This window comes from Acidiphilium sp. C61, from assembly GCF_905116885.1.
Lineage (GTDB): Bacteria > Pseudomonadota > Alphaproteobacteria > Acetobacterales > Acetobacteraceae > Acidiphilium.
In genome coordinates, this window is the sequence record NZ_CAJHNI010000003.1 from 1 (window position 1) to 21,155 (window position 21,155).

General features: G+C 64.0%; 19 protein-coding genes and 2 pseudogenes. 15 read left to right on the forward strand and 6 right to left on the reverse strand.

Annotated elements, in window-relative coordinates; translation table 11 throughout:
• Both HUW10_RS00330 and HUW10_RS00335 read right to left on the reverse strand, forming a co-directional pair.
• Window positions 1-217 (reverse strand): transposase (locus tag HUW10_RS00330; RefSeq protein ID WP_174501826.1); only part of this gene is annotated, 217 nt, incomplete at its 3' end.
• A gap of 119 nt (window positions 218-336) precedes the next feature.
• Window positions 337-651 (reverse strand): annotated as a pseudogene (locus HUW10_RS00335) (transposase); the annotation flags it as partial.
• A 369-nt stretch (window positions 652-1,020) separates the two neighbouring features.
• On the opposite strand from HUW10_RS00335, the gene HUW10_RS00340 reads away from it, so the two are divergent.
• Together HUW10_RS00340 and HUW10_RS00345 are read left to right on the forward strand one after the other, a co-directional pair.
• Complete coding sequence (locus HUW10_RS00340; protein WP_081432806.1) at window positions 1,021-1,293, forward strand: hypothetical protein; 273 nt, start codon at window positions 1,021-1,023, stop codon at window positions 1,291-1,293.
• A 437-nt stretch (window positions 1,294-1,730) separates the two neighbouring features.
• The gene (locus HUW10_RS00345) at window positions 1,731-2,882 is read left to right on the forward strand and encodes an ISAs1 family transposase (RefSeq protein WP_174501827.1); all 1,152 of its coding nucleotides are present in this window, start codon (window positions 1,731-1,733) and stop codon (window positions 2,880-2,882) included.
• On the opposite strand, the pseudogene HUW10_RS18195 reads toward HUW10_RS00345, so the two are convergent.
• Window positions 2,856-3,127 (reverse strand): annotated as a pseudogene (locus HUW10_RS18195) (transposase); the annotation flags it as partial. The gene HUW10_RS00345 and the pseudogene HUW10_RS18195 sit on opposite strands and share 27 nt — an antisense overlap.
• A 532-nt stretch (window positions 3,128-3,659) precedes the next feature.
• On the opposite strand from HUW10_RS18195, the gene HUW10_RS00355 reads away from it, so the two are divergent.
• The 7 genes from HUW10_RS00355 to HUW10_RS00385 all read left to right on the forward strand — a co-directional run bounded on the left by HUW10_RS00355 (window position 3,660) and on the right by HUW10_RS00385 (window position 9,224).
• A complete protein-coding gene (locus tag HUW10_RS00355) occupies window positions 3,660-3,854 on the forward strand; it encodes a YMGG-like glycine zipper-containing protein (protein WP_155856290.1) in 195 nt (64 codons plus the stop codon).
• 51 nt (window positions 3,855-3,905) lie between these two features.
• On the forward strand, window positions 3,906-4,244 hold the full coding sequence (locus HUW10_RS00360) for a hypothetical protein (RefSeq protein WP_011930511.1): 339 nt from the start codon (window positions 3,906-3,908) through the stop codon (window positions 4,242-4,244).
• 13 nt (window positions 4,245-4,257) lie between these two features.
• Window positions 4,258-4,482, forward strand: a complete 225-nt coding sequence (locus HUW10_RS00365) for a hypothetical protein (protein WP_043508772.1) — start codon at window positions 4,258-4,260, stop codon at window positions 4,480-4,482.
• Window positions 4,483-4,611: 129 nt separating this feature from the next.
• The gene (locus tag HUW10_RS00370; protein ID WP_011930509.1) at window positions 4,612-5,169 is read left to right on the forward strand and encodes a helix-turn-helix domain-containing protein; all 558 of its coding nucleotides are present in this window, start codon (window positions 4,612-4,614) and stop codon (window positions 5,167-5,169) included.
• 434 nt (window positions 5,170-5,603) lie between these two features.
• Complete coding sequence (locus tag HUW10_RS00375; protein WP_011930545.1) at window positions 5,604-5,774, forward strand: CsbD family protein; 171 nt, start codon at window positions 5,604-5,606, stop codon at window positions 5,772-5,774.
• A 349-nt stretch (window positions 5,775-6,123) separates the two neighbouring features.
• Window positions 6,124-7,197, forward strand: a complete 1,074-nt coding sequence (locus HUW10_RS00380) for a PHB depolymerase family esterase (RefSeq protein ID WP_050751056.1) — start codon at window positions 6,124-6,126, stop codon at window positions 7,195-7,197.
• 44 nt (window positions 7,198-7,241) lie between these two features.
• On the forward strand, window positions 7,242-9,224 hold the full coding sequence (locus tag HUW10_RS00385; protein ID WP_011930506.1) for an AI-2E family transporter: 1,983 nt from the start codon (window positions 7,242-7,244) through the stop codon (window positions 9,222-9,224).
• Between the two features lie 212 nt (window positions 9,225-9,436).
• Here HUW10_RS00385 and HUW10_RS00390 read toward each other — a convergent pair whose 3' ends face one another.
• The gene (locus HUW10_RS00390; RefSeq protein WP_043508783.1) at window positions 9,437-9,856 is read right to left on the reverse strand and encodes a DUF3141 domain-containing protein; all 420 of its coding nucleotides are present in this window, start codon (window positions 9,854-9,856) and stop codon (window positions 9,437-9,439) included.
• Between the two features lie 390 nt (window positions 9,857-10,246).
• Entirely contained in the window at window positions 10,247-10,666 is a 420-nt protein-coding gene (locus HUW10_RS00395) for a hypothetical protein (protein WP_043508784.1), read from the reverse strand.
• A gap of 1,065 nt (window positions 10,667-11,731) precedes the next feature.
• Between HUW10_RS00395 and HUW10_RS00400 the strand changes: the two genes are divergently transcribed.
• On the forward strand, window positions 11,732-12,568 hold the full coding sequence (locus HUW10_RS00400) for a slipin family protein (RefSeq protein ID WP_011930502.1): 837 nt from the start codon (window positions 11,732-11,734) through the stop codon (window positions 12,566-12,568).
• A 174-nt stretch (window positions 12,569-12,742) separates the two neighbouring features.
• Here the strand turns inward: HUW10_RS00400 and HUW10_RS00405 are convergent, their stop codons facing one another.
• Window positions 12,743-13,996 (reverse strand): ISL3 family transposase, encoded by a 1,254-nt coding sequence (locus HUW10_RS00405; RefSeq protein WP_011930454.1) that lies wholly within the window; start codon window positions 13,994-13,996, stop codon window positions 12,743-12,745.
• A 435-nt stretch (window positions 13,997-14,431) separates the two neighbouring features.
• On the opposite strand from HUW10_RS00405, the gene HUW10_RS00410 reads away from it, so the two are divergent.
• From HUW10_RS00410 to HUW10_RS00430, 5 genes are all read left to right on the forward strand, one after another.
• The gene (locus tag HUW10_RS00410; RefSeq protein WP_011930501.1) at window positions 14,432-15,688 is read left to right on the forward strand and encodes an IS701 family transposase; all 1,257 of its coding nucleotides are present in this window, start codon (window positions 14,432-14,434) and stop codon (window positions 15,686-15,688) included.
• A 187-nt stretch (window positions 15,689-15,875) separates the two neighbouring features.
• Window positions 15,876-17,120 (forward strand): IS1634 family transposase, encoded by a 1,245-nt coding sequence (locus tag HUW10_RS00415; protein WP_011930500.1) that lies wholly within the window; start codon window positions 15,876-15,878, stop codon window positions 17,118-17,120.
• 355 nt (window positions 17,121-17,475) lie between these two features.
• Window positions 17,476-18,153, forward strand: a complete 678-nt coding sequence (locus tag HUW10_RS00420; RefSeq protein ID WP_011930499.1) for a hypothetical protein — start codon at window positions 17,476-17,478, stop codon at window positions 18,151-18,153.
• Window positions 18,154-18,170: 17 nt separating this feature from the next.
• On the forward strand, window positions 18,171-18,587 hold the full coding sequence (locus tag HUW10_RS00425) for a hypothetical protein (protein ID WP_011930498.1): 417 nt from the start codon (window positions 18,171-18,173) through the stop codon (window positions 18,585-18,587).
• A 214-nt stretch (window positions 18,588-18,801) separates the two neighbouring features.
• Window positions 18,802-21,141, forward strand: a complete 2,340-nt coding sequence (locus tag HUW10_RS00430) for a DUF3141 domain-containing protein (protein ID WP_201712556.1) — start codon at window positions 18,802-18,804, stop codon at window positions 21,139-21,141.
• The last annotated feature ends 14 nt before the right edge of the window (window positions 21,142-21,155 follow it).

Genomic DNA, 21,155 nt, shown 5'->3' on the forward strand with positions numbered 1-21,155 from the left:
GCTGCAAGCTGCCAAGCCGCGTGTCCAATGCGCGTTCCCGGTAGCCGTTGCGATAGGTCGCGCGCTCGCCGCTGCGCTCGTAGCGGCTGGCGCCGATCAGCCCATCCACATCCGTCTCCATCAGCAGTTGAACCACCGCCTCCGCAACGCTGCGCAGAAAATCGCCGTCCCCGGCTTTGGCCAGTAGCTCAGCCAGTGGTAATCTATCTTCGGTCATCGGGTTCTCCAGGCTTCAGGTTGAAGTCTCGCAACTCCACCATAGCCGACTGATCCGATGGCCACCTCAAACTACACCGTTACAGGGCCCAAAAGTCCACCACGACCCCGGACACTACCGACGAACTGCGCCAAAGTTTCGGCTTCGTGTGCGTCAGTCTTGTTCCGCTGCAACGCTGTCGCCACGCGTGCATGGCGCGCATCGAGGCAGATCACCGGAAAACCGAGGTCCTTGAGCGAATGGTAGAGCCACGGCGCCAACTGTCCGGTCTCGAGCCCGACCCGAACGAGTTCGGGCGCATGCCGGCGCAGGGCCGCGGCGAGCACCTCCGGCTCGCTGGCCCTCTTGCCCCGCCAGACCAGCTTCCCGTTGTCGTCCACAACGTGAATGGCGGTGTCTTTGTCCGAAATGTCCAGTCCTGCGTAGTGCGCCATGATTGCCTCCCTCGGCTCCAACAAGCGGACCACCCGCTCGCTTCGCGCCCCCGGTTTGACAGATCAAACCGCTGGATCGCGATCACCGCATGGGGAACGCATCATTGCCTGGTCGAACCGATGCCGGGCCTGAGCATGGATTGGGAGGGCCTCAACCGAACCAACGCCCTGGCATTCATCCTCTGGGCCTCAATTCGGCTGATGCTACGAAGGCACTGTAAGAATAGAATATCATCTTGGACCGAATCTAAGTGTGACGTCGGATAGTTGGCGATGTAAGTATTTCCCGATCCTACCGGGCAATGCGATGGTCTGATATCTTGAGTTTGTTCTTGGCAAGCTATCATATGCCTCCCATGAACGGTAACCTTGGACCATTTCTGGAGAAATCACATGACAATAGCGAATCCCGCCGCGGTCAGCCCCGGCACCCACCAATCGGCCCCCAATCATCCGGCGGCCGCCGTGCATATCGCTGCGGCATCGCATCACGCCGTAGCAGAACACCATCACCTCGAGGCCGCACACCATCTCAACATGGGTGAGCACGAACCCGCCAGGCTGCATGCTGCCGCGGCCATGGCGCATTCCGAGAAGGCCCATTCCAAGACGGTTGAAGCGGCCAAACCACCTGCCAGATAGGTCTTGGTATAGCTTAAGACTTTTCCGAGTGGCCGGTCTTTCCTGAATTACCTGATCTGGCAATTCTCGGTATCATGTTTTTCGGAGCGGGCTTGCGGTGCTGGGACAGTCGATGCGGACAATAACAGGAACGATCGGCACAGGAACTTGGGATTGCATAGAGGGTGTCTGTCTAACACATGCATATCGCATATTCACACAGGTCGTGAATATGCGGCTGCGGATGCAACGTGACGATCAACTGGGTAGGCAGCCTCAACCGGACTCTTACTTAACAGTCTGTAATAGGCTACACTGGCGGTAGGGCTGTTCAACGCTGGTTTCTGAGTTGGGGTGGTCGGATGCGCAACACTGTGGGGGCGAACTGACTTTCTGGGGAATATGGGGATTCCCGACCGGCGGATTTTGGGATTCTTGGAAGGCAACCGATACGGAGGTTGTCATGGCCGCGTTCAGCTCGTTGCTCGATATCCTGGCAGAGGTTCCCGATCCGCGGCGCGCGAAGGCAAGCTCTACAAGCTGCCGCATGTCCTGCTGTTCTCGATCCTGGCGATCATCAGCGCAGCAACTCGTATCGCGGCATCGTCACCTTCATCGACGTCCATCGCCGCCGGTTGAACCGCAGCTTCGGCCTGAAATGGCGCCGGGCGCCTCGCACACGGCGATCCGCTACATCCTCCAGGGGCTCGATCCGGGCGCGGTGGAGGCCGGCGTTCCGACGCCACGCGGCACTGCTGCAGGCGGCCAGGACCAAGCCCGGCACGGCCAGCATTGCGCTCGACGGCAAGACCCTGCGCGGCAGTTTCGACAGGTTCCATGACCGCACCGCGGCTCATGTGCTCAGCGCCTTCGCCACCGACACCAAGCTGGTGCTCGCTCATGTCGAGATCGGCGAGAAATCCAGCGAGATCCCCGCCGCCCAGGCGCTGCTCGCCGAACTGGGCATCGCCAAGGACACACTCGTCACCTGGATGCCCTGCACTGCCAAAAAAGCCTTCAACGTCGCCCAGGCGGGCAACATCAGCCTCATCGTCCAGGTCAAGGACAATCAACCGACGCTGAAGCAGGCGATCCACCATATCGCCACATCGAGCGCCCCATACGACGTCTTCCGGACCCGCGACCGCGGCCGCAATCGTGACGAAACCCGCACCGTCTCCGCCTTCAATCCCGCCTGCGCGCTCGCCGGCACCGACTGGCATCCCCATGTCACCGCCATCATTCAGGTCGAGCGCGCAATCGCCACCCGCAATCCCGAAACCGGCCTGCTCAAGCTGACACACGACACCGCCTTCTACGTCGCCAACACATCCCTCACCGCCGCCATCGCCGCCAAGGCCATCCGCGCACATTGGGGCATCGAAAATTCCTCCCACTATGTCCGAGACGTCACCTTCGCAGAGGATCGATCCCGGATCCGAACCAACCCCTGGCGTCATCGCCCGATTGCGCAGCTTCGCCTTCAACATCCTGATGAACAGCAAACCCAGCGCCAGCACCCTCAGCCAGGACCGCTACCGCGCCGCGCTTGCCGACCTCTACCACATCCTCGCTCTCAATCACTATCCCAAAGCGTTGAACAGCCATGACACTGGGGCGAGGAAGAATGAGCGCACGAGTGCAGGTACTCGCTTGATGGCGGCGAGTTGGGCGTCGATCTTATCACGCAGCTTCTCACCCTTGCGCAGCGGATTCCTGGCCACGCCGGTGCGCTTCACATGGCTCCAGACCAACTTGTCCGGGTTCAGTTCCGGCGCGCAGCCTGGAAGGAAATGCAGCGTCAGACGCCCGCGGTCGAGGCCACGTAGTCCTTGACCAGGCGCGTCTTGTGGGCAGAGCCTCGGAGAACCTCCTGCCTCAATGCATCTTAATCTCGTCGCCTGACCTCGTCAGGCTCCCCAAACCAGAGACGCCGCCACAGGCAATTTCCACACAATCCAAGACGCCAACGTTCTCGGCGAAGGTGACGTCTTGGACATAGTGGGAGGAATTTTCGACTGCGCCCACGGCGCACGCTGAGAAGGGCCCACTCCAAGACCGTCGAGGTGGACAAGACTCCGGCCAAATAGCCCACAATGCCGCGCCCCGGCTTTGCAAGGCTCGGTATCGCGCGCGCTCGGAAGCCTCGGCCACATTGGCGAGATCGGATTTCTTCCACTGGGAACTACGTAGATTCCGGTCCTGCATGATCGTTTCGCGGGTCGCCATGTTGAGCAGTGCGACTATCTCGGCATGCGCGTCAAACACCCGCCTACCGGCCAACACAGAGGTGCTGCGGACCCGACGCGCGACCATGGCGCGTCCATCAGGAGCTTTAGCATGAGATCGTATAGACTGGCTTGGTTCACCGTTGCGCCGGAGCCGGGTTGCTACTCGGCGGCTGCGGCTATTCGCCGGGAGGCCGTGCCCTGTCCGGTGCTGCGATCGGCGCAGGGACGGGCGCGGTTGTCGGTTCGGTGACCGGCATCGGGCCGGGTGGTGGCGCGCTGATCGGCGGTGGCGTGGGTGCAGCCGTCGGCGGTCTCACCAGTCCGAGCACGATCAACCTCTCGCCCCGTTAACCGGAACCCGCCCAGGTGACGTTTAAACACCCTGAAAGCAGGAAAGAATCCATGAACCGCATTCAGGTTATCACGCCGCTCGGCGCCGGCCTCGCTCTGGCGACGGCTGGCGCGAACGCGCAGACGACGACCACAACATCCACCGCCCATACGCTACAGCCTACCGCGATGACGTGGACGCCGGTCATGCCGTCGCCGAGCGGCACGCTGAGCACGACCGAAACCAGCCGCAGCGTCGATGCGGCCGGGAATACGTCGCAATCGCGGAAGACGACCTATGGCAGCGAAGACGGTGCGGTCAGCCAGTCCACCAGCACCACCACGATTACACCTGTGCCACACACTAGCACCACGACCGACACAACGTCTCCATACTCGACCACGAAATGAACCGGAGGACATCATGCGATCGAACAAGACCACCGCGGCACGCATTCTGCTTGCCACGTGGATGAGCGGGGCCGTCCTGGTCCTCGCCGGCTGCGGTGGCGGTTCGCCGGACACCGCGACGACGACGACGACGCAACATACGAGCACCTCGACCACAGCGACCGCGGCGGCGCCGCCAATGCTGGGCGCGCCCGTGACCACGACCACGCAGACCACGCGCTCGACGACGATGGAGTAGCGCGATGGCGTGCGCCGCCACCGCGCTGCATGAGTAATTTCCGAGGCTGTCCGGCGAGCGGTCGGGTCTGCCAGATTGTAGGCTCGACCGCTCGCTTCGCGCGTGCCGTCAATAGGTGGGGTATGGAACATGGATGACAGAACAGGCCGTCCGCGCAACATAGTGTCATTGCAGGTCGCATCTCTCGACGCCCATATCGGCGGTCAGATCACGGCACGGCGCGCGGAAATTGGACTCTCTCGCCGGCAACTGGCGATGACACTGCGCGTGCCAGTGAGAGGGATCGCCGCCTACGAGCGCGGCATACAGCATGTCGCACCAGCGGACCTGTTCCGGTTAGCGCAGGCGCTCGGCGTGGACCTCGCCTATTTCTACACGGATTCGGCGTCCTCGCCGCAGGCGCCAAAGGCCGAAACCGGGTGTCCGGTCGGCGGTCGCGCCGCGGGCGGCGTCGGGCAGGCCGCCGTGGACATGCGCCAATATGACGATATCGACCAGATCGCCGATAGATTCAGTCGGATTCGGAATCCGGCAATTCGGCGATGCGTTACCCGGATGCTGGACAGCCTTGCCGAGCATGAGGTATCGAGTGTCACGGTCGGAGATGTCCGGACCGAGCCACTGATCTCCGCGTTCGAAGAGCTCGCCGAGTTGGCATATGCGCCGCCCTCGGCATCGCGCGGATGAGCGCGTCGCGCCGGCGCGCGTGCGCGTGAAGGCATGCCGAACCGGACGCCCGCCACGCGCCCTTCGCGGAACGCTCGGGCCGTGGCCTGGCGGGCCTCTCGCGGGCGTCGGAGCGTATATGTGTGCCCTACATTGGAGCCGCAGGTGGCGGCTGAGCTGGTCGCCGCGCCGGGGTATGCCGCGACCGCATCGTCGAACGCTTTGATGAAGTGTGATAAGCCTCCTCGAGACGCCCGCCCTGGCGCGGCCTCCACGGGGCGAGTACGCAGAGCCGGAGATGCGTAGTTTCCGAGCCTTCTATGGGAAGTGAGGCCCTGCTAATTATTGAGGCCTCGGCAGGCCGGATCACACGATCCAGTATAGCGATCGACAGCGAACGAGCCGCACCGGGTTTCGTGCAAAGCCTTAGCAGAGATCGTAACGGGAGCCGGCTGATGGACAAGGATCGCGTAGCTGGATTGGCGAAAGAGATCAAGGGCGCCGTGAAAGAGGCCGTCGGTAAACTCGTCGGCGATGCCAAGCTGCAAGCCGAAGGACGTGCCGGCAAGACCGAGGGCAGGGTGCAGAATACGGTCGGCGGTCTGAAGGATTCCGTCCGGAAATAGCATTCCGCACGCGCGCTACTATGTGGGACGGCTGCGTTCACATCCGCAGCGCGCGCTTGAGTGCCCCACCCGATGTCTGGCTCGACGCCAAGGCAGATCCATCGGCGCTCGGCGGTGGTTGATCGCAACCTGCCCAAGCGTGCCCATGTCTGAGAACATCACAGATACATTCGCTTCAAGAGCAACAGCCGATCGGATGGAAGCATATGATCGGATGATAGTCACGCTATCAGACAGCTCACGCGGTGAGACAGACAGTGCACCAAGCCGGCCGTTGGTGCGGACAAGAAGGTGTTGCAGACGTGAGGTGAGTGTCTTGTCGAAAAGGTTGACTGGAAAGACCCCATTCATGCGCATGTGGCTGGGTGGGGCGAACGCTATCGCACGCCACTCCCGCGCCACCAAAGTCGCGCGGCGGCAGGCCGCGGCGCTGGTAAAGGATGCCGCCCGCGTCTGGAAGCGGGCGTTGGTGGATCGGCCGGTGTCGGCGGCTCGCATGTCGGCAGGTTGCGTGTCGGAAGTCGTCGGGTTCGGCTCCAATCCCGGCGCATTGAGGATGCTGGTTCATGCCCGCGCCCGGCTGCCCGCGGGCCGGCCGCTGGTCGTCGTCCTGCACGGCTGCGGCCAGGATGCCGCAGCCTTTGCCAACGCGTCCGGCTGGCTCGCGCTGGCGGACGAGTTGGGGTTCGCGCTGCTGGTGCCCGAACAGGTTCACGCGAACAACCGTGGCCGCTGCTTCAACTGGTTCCGCCCTGATGACGTCCGCCGGAGCGGCGGCGAGGCGATGTCGATTCGCCAGATGCTGAGAGTCGCGGTCGCACGCTATGGGTCCGACCCAAGACGAATCTACATTGTCGGATTTTCTGCCGGCGGCGGCATGGCCGCTGCGATGCTCGCCGCATACCCTGCGGTGTTCGCTGCGGGGGGCATTGTCGCGGGCATGCCGGTCGGCTGCGCGCAAACCCAGGTCGCAGCGATGCTTCACATGCGACGGGCAAACATGTCGCGGTCGCGGCAGGCGCTCGCTGGCGACGTCCGTGCAGTGACGCAGGCCCGTTCACGACGGTCGTGGCCACGCGTCTCGATCTGGCAAGGCGGCCGAGATCGCACGGTTGATCCGGCGAACGCCGAAATACTCGCGGCGCAATGGGGCGAGTTGCATGGCCAGGATACGGCGCCGAGGACCGACAACGTGGCATCGGGGCATCGGCATCGGACCTGGGGCCGGCCCGATCGACCGCCCGCCGTCGAGATCTGGACGCTGCCCGCGATCGGGCATGGCTTTCCCGTCGATGCCAGCCTGCCCGGGAGCGGCCGCACCAGCCCGTATCTGGCGCGCGCGGATCTGTCCGCCGCGCGCCAGATCGCGACGTTCTGGCTTCTGAACAATGACCACGCCAAACGCGCGGCCTTGCACCGCTGAATGGGTTCGCCGATGCTCGTAACACCAGTACCACGGCTACGTTGATGATAGATCTGTCGCCGCCACGGGCGCGACCGGGCACGCCAGCCGCGATCAATGACACCTCGGGGCTGATGACGCTGATCAGCGTGGTGGTGGCGGTCGCCACGCTGTCGATCGCCCGCGACGTGCTGATCCCGATCACGCTGGCGGTGCTGCTGTCGTTCCTGCTCGCCCCGCTGGTAAATCTGCTCCGCCGCACCGGGCTGGGGCGGGTGCCGGGGGTAGTACTCGCAGTGCTGTTGGCGCTCGGCGTCATCCTCGGCACCGCCGGCCTGATCGGCACCCAGGTCGCCGATCTTGCCGACGACATCCCGCGTTATACGGACACCATCCAGCAGAAGGTCGATGCCGTTCAGAGCGCGACGTTTGGCCGCCTCTCCGCTTTCGTCGGGAGCATGGGCAGCCAAATCAATCGCGACAGCCACGCGTCGGCCGGCGCGCCGGCGAGCGCCGGCACGACCGTCAGTGCAGCGTCCGCCGCGGCACCCACCAACGCGGCCGCGAAGCCGATACCGGTGGAGGTCCATCAGCCGGAACCGTCGCTGATGAAGCTGGCGAGGCGCGTCCTCACGCCGATCCTATCGCCGTTGATGACTACGGCCATCGTCGTGGTTGTGGCGATCTTCATTCTGCTGCGGCCCGAGGATCTGCGCGACCGACTCATCCGCATGCTCGGCACCGGCGATCTGCACCGGACGATGACCGCGATGGATGAGGCCGGGCACCGCCTGAGCCGGTACTTCCTGACCCTGCTGGCATTGAACACTGCATTCGGCAGCATGATCGGCCTCGGTCTGTTCGTCATCGGCGTGCCGAGCGCGGTGCTGTGGGGCATCATGGCGATCCTCATGCGCTTCATTCCGTATATCGGCCCGTGGCTCGCGGCCGCGCTACCGCTTGCGCTTGCCGCGGCAGTCGATCCGGGTTGGTCGATGCTGCTGTGGACGGGGACCCTGTTCGTGGTTAGCGAGGGCGTGATGGGCCAGGTGATCGAGCCGATGGCATATGGGCACAGCACCGGATTGTCGCCGCTGTCCGTCGTGGTCGCGGCGATCTTCTGGAGCTGGCTGTGGGGGCCGGTCGGGCTGATCCTGTCGATGCCGCTCACACTCTGTCTGGTCATTCTGGGCCGCCATGTGGATCGATTGAAGTTCCTCGACGTGCTGCTCGGCGACCGTTCAGCGTTGACGCCGGTAGAGAGCTTCTACAACCGGATGCTGGCAGGCCGACTGGACGAAGTGCAAGACGACGCCGAGCAGCTGCTGAAGTCGTGTACGCTGTCGGCATACTACGATGAGGTCGCGATCCCCGGCTTGCGACTGGCCACAATCGACATCGAGCGCGGGGTGCTGACCGAGGCGCAGACCATTCGGATCATCGCCGGGGTGCAGGGACTGCTGGAGGAAATCGGCGACCATGACGACAGCGATACGCTTCTGACTGCCGCGGGACCGGCGAGGCTGCCGTCAGATCGGCAGGCAACGCCGGAATCGCGCGAGCCCGGGCCGCCTGCCGGGCTGGGCGAGCCGGTCGGCCTGTCGCCGGACTGGCAGGCCCCTTCCGCGGTGCTGTGCGTGGCCGGCCGCGGCCCGCTCGATGATCTGGCGTCGGCGATGCTCGCTCAGCTGCTCGGCAAGCGCGGGATCGGCGCCAGCGTCGTGACGCATGAAGCCGTTAGCCTGCGTGCGGCCGACACGCTCGACATCGTGGGCGTGCAGATGGTCTGCCTGACCTATTCCGGCATTGCCGGCACATCCTCCGATCTGCGCTACACCGTGCGTCGGCTGCGGGCACGCAGCCCGTCGGTTTGCATTCTTGTCGGATTTTGGCCCTCCAACATGGTGAGTGACGACAGGCTGCGTGCTGCCGTGGCCGCCGATATCTATGCAGGTTCGCTGCACGACATGGTCGTCGCCTGCCTCGCGGAGGCGCTTGGCCCGGCAAGCGACAGAGTGCGTCAGTTGGCACCTGTCCCCGAGCCGTAGCCGGACGACGGCGTGCGCCCGATGGCAGCAGGGCCCGCCACCGTCACATTCACCGCGTCATAGCAATCGACTGACCATCCCCGAGGGTCGATCGACGATCATTCCGACGCGGCTTGCCGGGCACCGTCTTGCCTGACGCGAGGCTGATCGTCTGCTTCCGACAACGCGACCAGTGCCAGCCGGGCCAGGGCTGGCCGCGATTTCGCGCCGTTTCACTCCATGATCTCGGTGCGAGGGTTCTCGACGGTGCGCTGACTGATCTTCAGTTCGTAGGCGATGTTCTTGTTCGGATGCCGGTGACCACCAGTTCCATGACCACACGGTGACGTGCAGTGAACCGCGCCGGAAATCCCGCGCTCCACCTTGAAGCCGCCGATGCCGGGTCCCTGGCCGGCCCGCGGATCCACCACCACGACCAGCCGCTTGCGCGGGTCGGCAATCATCCCCGGCGGTGGCGTGATGCGCAGCAGCGAATAGTTCATCGGGAGCAGCAGTGCGCTGTCGCTCATCACCATTTCATGGTCGAACCGCAACGCCGTCGACATCAGCCACGCGGTGCTCGCGATCTCCTCGTTGACACGCTGCTGCAGCAGCTCAAGGAACAAGACGCCGCGCTGGAACGCGTCGATCATGTATTCGGGCCAAGCGGAGGCAAGCTGGGCCGCTGCAGAGCTGGCGGCGCCGGCGACTGCCGCCGGTCCGTGCCCTGCCCAGCGTCGGCTTGTGTCGCGCTCCGAAGTCAATGGTCATCCCGATCTCCCAGGGCCGTCGCTCGGGCCCGGATGCGATTGCCACGTAACCACCGCATCGCACGGCGGCCACCAGGGCGGTTTCGTTTCTTGCAACCATCGGCCTGCTGCACGTCCTGGCCGGGCGGCAGCGTCAACCGAATGCCAGAAGCGGCATGGATACCGCGTTCAGACATATCCTTCCCCTACGCGGCGACAGACAGACTCGGAAACCATCGATCCGTCTGCGCCGTCCCGCCGGACGCCCGGCTTCCACCAGCGGACGTCCTCGCTTCATTTAATGCTGGGGCCAGCCTTCCATTGCGGCCAGATGGTCCAAGCTCCGCAAGATCGAGGGATCATTGCGAAGGCTCGCACAGGCATCCGGTGTCGTCCGGGCGGCGGCAAGTCGGATCCGCTGCAGCGATCGCCCATCTTCTCGAAATGAACCAGGGCGGTCAGCGACAAGTACTTGCCCTGCATCCCCCACAGAGCACCGGCCTGGGTATAAGCCTCGATCATCGATGCCCCTTGAATCAGCGCGTTCCACCGCCGACTTCGCAACTTGCACGACGCGGCGCGCGAAGCGACCGCCACGATACTGCTCATCGGCTGCATCTGCGCCTGATACGCTGGGGCCTTCTCTTCGGGCTGCGCCGCACCGGCAACGATCGGTGCCATAACCAGTGCGATCACCGCAACGGCCCTTATCATCAAGATCCTCCGTTGCCATCAATGCGGTAAGGTGATCGATCGGGTCGCCGGTCCTGCAGCACCGGGCACGTCGGTGTGCGGAATCGCATGGCCGCCATCCTCCGCTTCAGTCATGGAAGTCTCGCGCCCGTCGGTCGGGCCTTTCGGCGTGGTAGTCGACGTGCCGACAGCCGCCGTGGCATCAGTAACTCCCGCGTGTCCGACCCGATTGGGCAGGAGGGCCAGCACCTCGGTCGCGATGGAGGCTGGCTCCGCTGCAGGGGCGACCAGTTCGGCAGATCGGCGATCATCGCGGCAAGGCGCGTCTGCACAGCTTCCTGCCACGGCTCGAAATCGAGCCTGGCCAGTGCGGAGAGGACGCTGCCGACCAGGCCTTTGCTGTCCTCGCCCATGGTTGCGAACAGGAACGCGTCGAAGGGCGAGCGAGCATTCAGTTGCGGGCGGGTCATTTCGGCTCCCGACTTTTATGATCGCTGCAATGGGCGGATCATGATCGACCCCCACGAGGCTGAACGATCATGCGACCATAGGACAATTTCGAAATTAGCGTCAGGGTCGGAAACTACCGGCCTCTGCGCGCCGGGGCGGCGACCTCCGGGACTACGTGTACAGGTCCGCGCACGCATCGCCCCGATCTGCTCGTTTCGGATCAATGATGAGCGCGGTATGACTTGCCGATTATTCGGATATAGAAACACCTATACTCGTGAATGGCATCGGATAGCTATAGAGGTAAGTACTTCCCGATTGACATTCAGTTGCGGCCGCCCCTCACCAATGAGTAATTTCCGAGTCTGCCGCGGAAGTGCGGCCGCGCGTAGTCTGCCTTGCATTCCAAAATCGGCCCGGTGCGTTCCGACGTGACCGGCCGGACGGCGTGCCGACCGAGCATTTGGCAGATCCCCATCTACCGCGCTGAATGTCTTCCGCTAGTGTCCTGCCCCTGAAATTCGTGGGTGAATTTCAGGGATAAGGAGGTCATTAAGTTACTGATTTTCTAATGTCCCGAATATAAAATCCATCAGATTTCAGATTCGGGACACTAGGTCGGAAAGGAGCAGTGCCTTGTTTCTTTATGTCGTCCCGGTCCTGGTTCTGGCTGCGCTTGTTGTTCTCGCCGCCACGGTGAAAATTCTGCGTGAGTATGAGCGCGCCGTGGTCTTTACCCTTGGGCGCTTTCAAAGGGTGCGGGGTCCAGGCCTTGTGCTGCTTCTCCCCTTCTTCCAGGAAATGGTTCGGGTCGATCTGCGCATTCGCGTCATCGAGATCCCCAGCCAGGACGTGATCTCGCATGACAACGTGTCGATGAAGGTCGACGCCGTATTGTATTTCAACGTCGTCGATCCAGAGAAGGCGATTATCCACGTCCAAAACTATCTGCCAGCCACCAACATGCTCGCACAGACCACGTTACGTGCCGTGCTCGGGCAGCATGAGCTCGATGAGATGCTGTCCGAGCGAAAGAAGCTCAGCGCCGATGTCCAGAGCATTCTCGACGCGCAGACCGAAACCTGGGGCATCAAGGTCAGCAACGTCGAGATCAGAACGGTAGAACTGACTGACAACATGGTGCGGGCCATCGCCAAACAGGCGGAAGCGGAACGCGACCGGCGTGCCAAGATCATTCACGCGGAAGCCGAGTTCCAGGCATCCCAAACCTTGGTCAACGCCGCGCAGATCCTGGGAAGCGTCCCAGCCGCAATGCAGTTGCGCTATCTGCAAACGCTGACGGAGATCGGCGCCGAACAGAATTCGACGGTCGTTTTCCCGATGCCAATCGACATTATCAAACCGTTCCTCGAGCTGCTTGATAAGGCCGGCAAACCGGCTGGCGCAAACGGCGCCGATCGCGCGTTGCCCCTGAAAGGCGTCCCGCTGAGTGTGCCAGATGCGAATGCGTGACCACACTGTCACCTGCTCTGTAGGGAGAAACGGCTCCGATCCAGCCGATCCGGCCCGCGGGGTATGGGATGTCGTGCGGCGCTTGATGTCTTGGGCATGACCATCTCCGTTTATCCATCTATAGACCCATATCCATATCGGGATTTAGTCTATAGATGTTGGCTCTTCGACGTCTCAAGTGGAATGGAAGACGTCGAGCATGGCGTTGATGGGCGCGCCGAGCAGGTAGATGATGCACGCGAAGGTAGCGGTGTTGCGATAGCCTCGGGCGCGAGCGCGGGCTGCCTGGAACAGCCCATTGAGCGCTTCGAGGCGGGCATTGGAATGGCCTGACTTCCAGCGTCGAATGATCCGCTTGGCATTGCGCCGTACGGTATCGACGGCCTGTCGAACAGGATCGAGCAGGTGGTCGGGATCGTCCAGCCGGGCGGTGACGTGGTTGAGGAAGTTGGTCAGCCGCCAGCGCGCGGCCTGTGGCGTTGCGGCCAGGCGAACCCAGCGCAGCATCTCCTTGGCGCGATAGGCTTCGGCTGTGGCGAAGCCGCTGTTCTCCAACTGGTCGAGCGCCTGCCGCTGGGCCATGGTCAGGTTTTCCGGTCGCTTCAACGTGGCCCAGCGTACCCCCTTGGGCAGGTTGTGCTGATGCGCCTCGGCGCGCCGCACCTGCTCGACCGCGGTGGTGAAGATCTGCACGACGTGGAACCAGTCCACGGTGACCGAGGCCTGCGGGAAGCTCTCCGCCGCAGCAGCAAGGAAGGCCGCCGACATGTCACACACCACCTCGGCGATGCGGCGGGCCTCGCCGCCGTGCTCCGCCAGGAAGGCCCGGAAGGCGGTCATGCATTCCTTACCCTTTCCGGGGGTGACGAACAGCACCGGGCGCTCGGCCGCATCGAGGTCAATGAACACGGTGACGTAGCTGTGGCCTCGCTTGGCCGCGGTTTCGTCGAGTGCGATCGCCTCGACCCCGCTGAGATCGAGCCGCTCGATCGCCCGGCCGACATAGTACCGCAGAATGCGCCACAGCCGCTGGTCGGTGACGCCGATGATGCGCGCGGCAGCGGCAACCGGCATCTCGCGCATCAGAGCCAGCGCGGCCTGCTCGAACAACAGCGTGAAGCCGCTGTCGGGACGTGCCCAAGGCACAGCAATGCGGAGTACGCCGTGCTCCGGACAGTCGGTGCGTGGCACACGGGCCTCGATGATGCAGGCGTGCTGAAAGAAGTTGAGGTGCCGCCAGCTCAGTTCCTTCCAGTCGTGCGGTTTGCACAGCCGGCCGCAGGTTGGGCAGGGGAAGCGGGCGCCTGGGTCGGCGGCGACGGCCAGATGCAACTCATGCGGCTGGTAGTCGGTTTCCAACCGCTGGTCGACCACGCGCCAGGGTGGGGTCAGTCCGAGGCCGAGGGTGAAGATGTCGCTGCTTGCCATGGCGGTGCTCCGCGCAATCAGAGTGTCCCGTGCGGGCTGGCACCGCATGCCGCGCCAATGCGCGATCGGACTGCGGGATGCGGCTGCTCGGCCCGTCTGCCTCAAGACTGGCGCCGTGCTCGCCGCCGTCAAGAACGCTGCGCGTCGCTACGCGATGGCCTGCGGCCATTCTTGACCGCGGCTGTGCACGACGCCCCGCGCACGATCAGGCCGGGACGAAGAAACGGCACTCCAGCCGAACCAAGAAACTGGCCCCAGCGTGGCAGGGCTGCTACCTGCGGTGGTGGTCACGCCACTTTCAGGAACCGCCGAAGTTCCACTCGCGGCGTCGAGGAGGCTAGATGTTAGCACTACTTTGGCAGAAATCTGATTTTTAGGATTCCCATGGCACGGATTGCGTGATTCATGGGGAGCCAGCTTTGATGGAGGCTGGCGATGGACGAGGACTGGCAGGGAGATCTGGAGCGGTGGCTTGCCCCTTATCTGAAAGGTCTGGGCAACAAGACGCGACGACGGATGTGCCCGGCTTATATCGCCGGCTTGATCGGGCCGGGTGATCGCAAAAGCATCCAGCCCATGGCGGCCCGGTCGGACGCCATTTCCTATGACCGGCTGCATCATTTCATCGGGGCTGGTCTGTGGGACAGCGCGCCACTGGAAGCGACCTTGTGGGACCAAGCGGATAAATTGGTTGGTGGCAATGAAGCCTGGCTGATCATCGACGACACCGCCTTGCCCAAGAAGGGTAAGGCCTCGGTTGGCGTCGCGCCGCAATATGCTACGGCGCTCGGCAAGAATGCCAACTGTCAGACGCTGGTGTCGGTGACGCTGGCTTCGGGCGCAGTTCCGCTCATGCTGAGCTTGCGGTTATTTCTGCCGGAAAGCTGGACGAGCGATATCGCGCGCATGGACAAGGCGGGCGTGCCTGCCTGTTTCCAGGAATACCGCACAAAGCCCGAGATCGCGATCGAGGAGATCGATCGCGTCATCGCTGCCGGCGTGCGCTTCGGCTGTGTGCTGGCCGATGCCGGTTACGGGCTGTCGGCTCCGTTCCGGCAGGCGCTGAGTACACGCGGCCTTTGCTGGGCTGTCGGCATCCCCCGGCACCAGAAGGTCTATCCGGCGGATGTGCAGCTGATCTTCCCGGTCGCAGGCCGCGGTCGCCCACGGGTGCGTCATGTGCCCGACGTCAAATCCATGGCGGCACAAGCGATGCTCGAAGGCGCGAAGTGGCGGCAGCTCGGTTGGCGCAAGGGAACAAAGGGGCGTCTGACAGCCCGCTTTGCCGCCATGAGGGTACGCATTGCTGATGGCGCGCCCCAGCGAATCGGTTCTGCCGGTGCCCAGCACATGCCGGGAGAGGAAGCCTGGCTGGTGGGTGAGCATCGCTCGAATGGCGAACGAAAATACTATCTCTCGAACCTGCCTGCCGACACCCCGATCAGAGCTCTGGCTGGCGCCATCAAGGCGCGCTGGATCTGCGAGCAGGCCCATCAGCAACTCAAAGAGGAACTCGGCTTGGACCACTTCGAGGGCCGATCCTGGACTGGCCTCCACCGCCATGCCCTGATGACGATGATGGCCTACGCCTTCTTGCAATCCCGAAGGCTCGCTCAGGCGGGACGGAAAAAAAAGAGTCCCCGGTCCGCCTCCCCAACCCACCCTGCCAGCAGTGCGCCAAGCCATCCTTGACCGTCTTTCTCGCTCACCGCCGCGGCATTGCCCTCATTGCGGATGTAGCCTCATCGGACATCACAACAAACTTCTGCCAAAGTAGTGTTAGGGGTGCAGGGAGCGATCAAGTTCTGATCAGCTTTGGATCCGCTCGAAGCCGCACGCCGACACAACGCCCTGAGCAGCGAGGCGCACGGCGATTGTAGTGGGTTACGCCATCGATAGCGCGGAGGATCTGGCGCTACACCACTTCTATCGCGTGATGGCCTGGCTGGGCGAGGAACTCGGCGACAGGCAAGCGGGCGCCCTCGCGCCACGTTGCGTCAAGGACGTGATCGAGGAGCAACTCTTCGAACGCCGGCGCGACCTGTTCACCGATCTCAGCCTGGTGTTCATGGATACGACCTCGCTCTGCTTCTACGGCGAGGGCGGCGAGACGCTGGGCCGGCGTGGCCATTCGAAGGACTATCGCCCCGACCTCGCGCAGATGATCCTGGCCCTGGTGATCGATGCCGAAGGGCGGCCAATCTGCACCGAGATGGTGCCGGGCAACACCGCCGACGTGAAGATCCTGATGCCGGTGGTCACGCGCCTGCGCGAGCGCTTCGGCATCACCCGCGCCTGCGTGGTCGCTGACCGCGGCATGATCAGCGCCGATACCATCGCGGCACTGGAAGCGCTGGGGATGGAATACATCCTCGGCGCGCGCGAGCGCACCAGCCGGGTGATCCGCGACGTCGTGCTGAAGGACAAGGCCGCGATGGTCCCGCTCGTGCTCGATCGCCAGCATGGCGAGACCCAGCTGTGGGTGAAGGAGGTGCGCATGGGCAAGGGCAAGGCGGCCCAGCGCTACATCGTCACGGTGAATGAGGCAGAGGCGAAAAAGGACAGGGAGAACCGCCAGGCCATCATCGATGGGCTGCAGGCCCAGCTGAAGAAAGGCGACAAGGCGCTGGTCGGCAACTCGGCCTACCGGCGTTATCTCCGCAGCCGCGGCAACGCCTTCGAGATCGATCCGGGCAAGCTGGCCGAGGAGGCCCGCTTCGATGGCGTCAGCGTGCTCAGGACCAACGCAAGGATCACGCCCCTGCAGGCCGTGATCCGGTATCGCGACCTGCTCGAGGTCGAGGCCCTGTTCCGCGCCGCCAAGGCCAGCTTCGATACAAGGCCGATCTTTCACCAGGCTGACGCCGCGATCCGCGGCCACGTTTTCTGTTCCTTCCTGGCCCTGACCCTCGCCAAGGAACTGAAACGCCTGTGCGGCGCCAGGGGCTTCCAGCCCGAATGGCAGAAGTTGCTGAACGATCTCGACAGGCTCCAGCAGGCAACCATCGAAAAGGGCGGCAAGGTCATCACCACGAGGACCCACGTCACCGGCCAGGTCGGCAATGTCTTCAAGGCCGCCGGCATCGCGCTGCCCCACAACATCAGCGAGCACCCCGCAGACTGAAGCCGCGGCCACGCACCGCCGACACAACGCCCCAAAAATGTAGTGATGGCAACACCCGCACGCGGGCAAATAAAATATTGATATCGCCAGTATTTATTAAACCCACTGCCCAAGTGGGGCTTGATTCCATGCGGAGTGATCTGAATATTACGTATTATTTATAAATAACCTGATGCCGATTGCGGCAGCTCGCATGGATTTGCAGATATAGTGATTGACGTCCGGGCGCGCACAGCCCGTAGATTCCGACCCTGACGCGGATTTCGGAACTGTCCTATGGTCACCGCATCGCTCAGCCTAGTGGCGGTCGACCATGACCCGCCCATTGCAGCGATCATGAAAGGCGGTAGCCGAAATGGCCCGCGCGCAATTCAATACCCGCTCACCCTTTGATGCGTTCCTATTCGCACCCATCGGCGAGGACAGCAAAGGCCTGATCGTCAGCGTGCTCTCTGCGCTGGCCAGGCTCGATTTCGACCCCTGGCAGGAAGCGGCCGTGTTCGCGCGGCTGCCGAAGGAAGCCGCTCAGGCGCGGCTGACCAGGATGATCGCCGATCTGCCGAATACATCGCCCTTGCAAATGGAGCCGGGCACCATCGCGACACAGGTGCTTGCCCTCCTGCCCGATCGGCCCGAACCCACAGTAGTTCCCGATGCCACGGCGACCGTCCGGAATTCGACGACCGTGCTGCGCCCGGCCGGGCTGCTGGTCGCCTTGGGTCCGATCGTGCTGCTGATTGCATCGGCGGTCGTCTTCGCCCTGTGGTCGGCCTCGATCATCACGATGGCGAGCCAGCGGGTCCCGACGGCGAAGGCGAGTCAGGTCGATATACGCGGCGGCAATCGACCCGACGCCGCCCGCGTACCGCTCTCGGCCGCAACCGGCATCGCGGCGACCGCCGGTGCCGGGCGCGCGACCGACGGCCGAGGGACGTCCACGACTGAAACTGGAGATGGCGGAGATGCTCATGCTCGAACCGACATGCCGGCTGCTTCGGGACCGGCGACCCGGTCGATCATCTCGCCGCATTGATGGCAAGGAGGATCGCGATGATGCGGGCAATTGCGATGATCGCACTGGTTATGGCGCCGATCGTCGCCGGAGCGGCGCAAACCGAAGAGAAGGCCGCGGCGTATCAGGCGCAGATGCAGCCGATGAGCAGGATCGTCGCGGTCGCCGCGCGCGCCGCCTCGTGCGAGGTGCGAAGTCGGCAGTGGAACGCGCTGATTCAGGGCGCATCTGTGATCCAGGCCTATGCCCTGGCCGGCGCTCTGTGGGGGATGCAGGGCAAGTACCTGTCGCCTGCCGGCCTGGTTCATTTCGAGAAGATGGGCGATGCGCTGCAGCAGATCCGACTTGCCGCAGCCCGGAAGACACCGGATGCCTGCGCAAGTCTTCGCAACGATCCCTCGATCATGCGCAGCCTGGACCATCTGGCCGCAATGGAGGGCTGGCCAGAGCATTGAATGAAGCGCGGCCGGCCGCTGGTGGCAGCCGGGCGTCCGGCGGAATGGCGCAGACGGATCGATCGTTGCCGAACCTGTCTGTCGCCGCGTCGGGTAACGCCATGACTCAACGCAGGATCAGCGCCATTTCGGGCATCCGGATGGCGCTGCCGCCGGGCTGGGACGTGCAGCCGCGCCGTGCAGCGGGCCGATGGCCGCAAGCAACCAAACCACCTTGGCGGCCGCCGCGCGTTGCGGCGGTGGCGTGGCAATCGCATCCGGGCCCGAGCGACGGCCCTGGGAGATCGAGATGACCATTGATTTCGCAGCGCGACACAAGCCGGCGCCGGGCAGGGCCGGGCGCGGACCGGCGATAGCCGCCGGCAACGCCGGCCCTGCGGCGGTCCAGCTTGCCACCGCCTGGCCCAACTACATGATCGACGCGTTCCAGCGCAGCGTTCTGTTCCTCGAGCTGTTGCGGCAGCGTGGCAACGACGAGATCGCGATCACCGCACGGCCGGTAGCGACGGTGTTGCGGTTCGACCATGACCTGGTGATGAGCGGCCAAGCGCTGCCGCGGCCGATGAACTACTCGCTGCTGCGCATCACGCCACCGCCAGGGGTGATCACCGACCTACGCAAGCGGCCGGTCGTGGTGGTGGACCCGCGGGCCGGCCAGGGTCCCGGCATCGGCGGCTTCAAGGCGGAGAGCGAGATCGGCGACGCCCTGGACGCCGGGCATCCGGTCTACTTCATCAGCTTCGCGGCGACGCCCGAACCCGGCCAGCAGTTCCTCGACGTCGTCGAAGGTCAGGTGGCGTTCTTCGAGCGCGTCGTCGCGCTGCATCCCGGCGCACCGCGTCCGTTCGCGATCGGCAACTGCCAGGCGGGCTACCAGACCCTGATGGTGGCGATGCTGCGGCCGGACCTGTTCGGGCCGTGCCTCGTCGCCGGCTCGCCGATGTCGTACTGGCAAGGCGTGCACGGCAAGTATCCGATGCGCTATGCCGGCGGTCTGCTCGGCGGCAGCTGGCTGACCGCGATGAGCAGCGATCTCGGCCGCGGCAGGTTCGACGGCACCGCGCTGGTGATGAACTTCGACAGCCTGAACCCGGCGAACTGGCTGTGGGGCAAGCAGTACGACGTCTATACCCATATCGACACCGGAGGCGCGCGCTACCTCGCATTCGAGAAGTGGTGGGGCGACTTCATCCAGCTCAACGGCGATGAATTGCAGTTCCTCGTCGACAATTTGTTCATCGGCGATAAATTGACGCGCGGTCAGTTGGCGTCGAGCGATGGCAGGATCTTCGATCTTCGCAACATCAGATCGCCGATCATCGCTTTCGCCTCGACCGCCGACAACATCAGCCCGCCGCCGCAGTCGCTTGGCTGGATTCTCGATCTGTATCGCAACGTCGATGAGATCCGTGCCGCCGATCAGACGATCGTCTATTGTCTGGACCACAAGATCGGGCATCTCGCCATCTTCGTCTCCACCAAGGTGGGCGCCGAGCAGGACGAGGAGTTCGTACAGATGATAGATGTCATCGACTGTCTGCCGCCGGGTCTGCATGAAATGATCATTTCGCCGCGGCCAGCCGAAACGCCGCGTGGCGGCTTCGTAACCGGCGATTGGATCGCCCGCTTCGAGACCCGCTCACTCGACGACATCCGTGCGCTTGGCCGCAACAGCCCCGAGGACGATCGCGCCTTCGCCGCCGTCGCGCGCCTGTCGGCCCTCAACCTCGCGGCCTATCGCAGGATCCTCCAGCCGCTGGTGCGCGCGCTCGCGAACCAGCCGATGGCCGACCTCACCCGCGCCCTGAATCCGCTGCGGCTGAGCTACACGATCTTTGCCGACCGCAATCCATGGATGCAGGTTGTGCGGACGATGGCCGCCGGCGTGGACGCGGCGCGCCGACCGGTGGCGGCCGACAATCCGTTCCTCGCGCTGCAGACGCAGGTTTCCGACCAGATCATCGCCGGACTGGATGCCTACCGCGCCGCGCGGGACGTGATGGCCGAGCAGGTCTTCTTCGGTGTCTATGGCTCGCCGTTCGTGCAAGCGCTGCTCGGCATCACAGACAGGACCGAAGCAAGGCCAACGCCCGGCCCGTCCCCCGAACAACGGGCGCTGCAGGAGGTCCATGCAAAGGTATACGCCGCCAAGCTCAAGTCCGGCGGCTTCGACGAAGCGCTGACCAGGGCGGTGCTCTACGTACTCGCGGCCGACCACGTGCTCGACCAGCGCTGCGCGCTCGCGCTCAACGCCGCGCGTTGGACGATCATGCACCTGTCGCTTGCCGCGTTCAAGGCGGTGGTGCGGGATCAGGCATTCCTGCTGCTGCTCGAGCGCGAGCAGGCGATAGCGGCGCTCGCTGTGCTGGTGCCTGAGGCGGACGCGCGGACAGCGCTGCTGAGCCAGGTGCGCGCGATCGTCGGCGCGGCCGGCCCGCCGAGTTCGGCCGAGAGCGACCGCCTGCTCCGACTGAAACAAGCGCTGGCGCCGCCACCGCGCCGCCCGACCGCCACCGCCGCGGCCTCGGGAAAGCCGCAGGCGGTGTCGCACTGAATCGAACGTGCCCG